The 2,165-nt window shown below is 62.9% G+C and carries 2 protein-coding genes; both read left to right on the plus strand.

Going from position 1 to position 2,165, the window contains the following annotated elements:
* Positions 1–1,600 (plus strand): hypothetical protein (locus VGQ94_04085; GenBank protein HEV2021684.1); only part of this gene is annotated, 1,600 nt, incomplete at its 5' end.
* A gap of 44 nt (positions 1,601–1,644) precedes the next feature.
* Positions 1,645–2,165: BadF/BadG/BcrA/BcrD ATPase family protein (locus VGQ94_04090; GenBank protein ID HEV2021685.1), on the plus strand; the 521-nt coding region annotated here is incomplete at its 3' end.

Consider the following 2,165-nt stretch of genomic DNA (forward strand, 5'->3'; position numbering starts at 1 on the left):
GGACCAGCGTCCGCACACCACGCTGCTGTTCGGCGGGCTGACCTGGAAGCACGAGAAGCTCGTGCACGGCGCCCTCGAGGGTCTGGGATACAACGTCGAAGTCGTGCCCACGCCCAACGTCAAGGCCTTCCAACTGGGCAAGGAATACGGCAACAACGGCCAGTGCAACCCGACGTACTTCACCGTCGGCAACCTGGTGCAGTTCCTGCAGAACCTGGAAGAGCGGGGCATGAAGCGCCAGGACATCATCGACAACTACGTCTTCCTGACCGCGGGCGCCTGCGGCCCCTGCCGCTTCGGGATGTACGAGGCCGAGTACCGGCTGGCGCTGCGCAACTCCGGCTTTGACGGCTTCCGCGTGATGCTGTTCCAGCAGGCCGGCGGATTGAACCAGTCCGAGGCCGAGGCCGGGCTGTGCATGAACCTCGACTTCTTTCTCAGCATCCTGAACGGGCTGAACATGGGCGACTGCGTGAACGAGGTCGGCTACCTGGTGCGCCCCTACGAAACCACGCCGGGCGCGACCGACGCCATGCTCGACCAGAACGTAGACTTCCTCCACGAAGTGCTCAAGAAGAAATCGCCGTGGACGGTGGAAGAGCGCCTGGGCAAGCTTGCCAACAAGATTCCCATGAAGGGCACGGTCGAGTACCTGGGCAAGTTCCTCGACCAGCTCTATAGCGACGACTACACCAGCGCGCTGCGCCAGGTGCGCGATCGCTTTGACGCCATCGAAGTGGACCGCCTGCGGGTGAAGCCCATCGTAAAGGTGACGGGCGAGTTCTGGGCGCAGACCACCGAGGGCGACGGCAACTTTGGCATGTTCCGCTTCCTGGAGCGCGAGGGCGCGCAGGTGATGGTGGAATCCATCGGGACGTGGATCAACTACATGATCCACCAGGTGGTGCAGCGCACCAAAGATCAGCGCGGCCTGGAGGAGGGCGCAATCATGCCCCCGATGTGGCGGCTGGACAAGCACGCCAAGATCGAGTGGAACTACCGCAACAAGCTGATGAAGCTGAAGGCGGCGGAAGCCATCTTCTCCCGCGAGTACCAGAAGATCGTGGAAGCCCTGGGCGGCAGCGGGCACGCGCTGGTCAGCCAGTACGAACTGCAGCGGGTGGCGCATCCTTACTACAACTCGCGCGCGGCCGGCGGCGAGGGCCATCTGGAAGTCGCGAAGAACATTTACTACTCCAACCGCGACCTGGCGCACATGGTGCTCTCGCTCAAGCCCTTCGGCTGCATGCCCTCGACGCAATCGGACGGCGCGCAGTCGGCCGTGGTGGCCCACTACAAGGACATGATCTACCTGCCCGTCGAGACCTCGGGCGAAGGCGAGATCAACGCCCACAGCCGGGTGCAGATGGCGCTGGGCGAGGCCAAGATCAAGGCCAAGACCGAGTTCAAGGGCGTGATGGAGAAGCTGGGCAAGAGCTTGGAAGAGTTGCACACCTACGTGGACGCGCATCCGGAGATGAAGCGCGCTCTCTACCGGACGCCCAAGTACAAGGGCGTGATCGGGACGGCCGCCAACTTCGCCATCCACACGGCGGAGAAGATGGGCGCGAAGATTCCGTATCACGTGGACGCGCATTAGTTATTGAGACGCGGCATGCCGCGTCTCTACGCTCCGGGAGATAAATGGGACTGACCGACAAGGCGAATCCGCAACAGAAGTACGACCTGCTGTGGATGGGTGTGGACGTAGGCTCGACCACCGTGAAGGTGGTGGTGTGCGACGATGCCACGGGCGAGCTGCTGTGGGGCGACTACCAGCGCCACGACACCAAACAGCCGGAAAAGTGCCTGGAGATGCTGAAGGCCATCGAGGCCGACTTCCCCGGCACGCCTCCTGAGAACTTCCGCGCTTTCATCACCGGCTCAGGCGGCTCGGGCATCGCCAAGCACATCGGCGCCAAGTTCGTGCAGGAAGTGAACGCCGTCTCCCTGGCCGTGGAAAAGCTCTACCCCGAGTGCGGCTCGGTGATCGAACTGGGCGGGCAGGACGCCAAGATCATCATCTTCAAGGAAGACCCGGAGACCGGCAAGAAGAAGAAGCTGCCCTCCATGAACGACAAGTGCGCCGGGGGCACGGGCGCGGTCATTGACAAGATCAACGCCAAGCTGCGCATCCCCTCGGCACAACTCAGCGAGATGGGCTA

Source organism: Terriglobales bacterium, assembly GCA_035937135.1.
GTDB lineage: Bacteria > Acidobacteriota > Terriglobia > Terriglobales > Acidobacteriaceae > DASYVL01.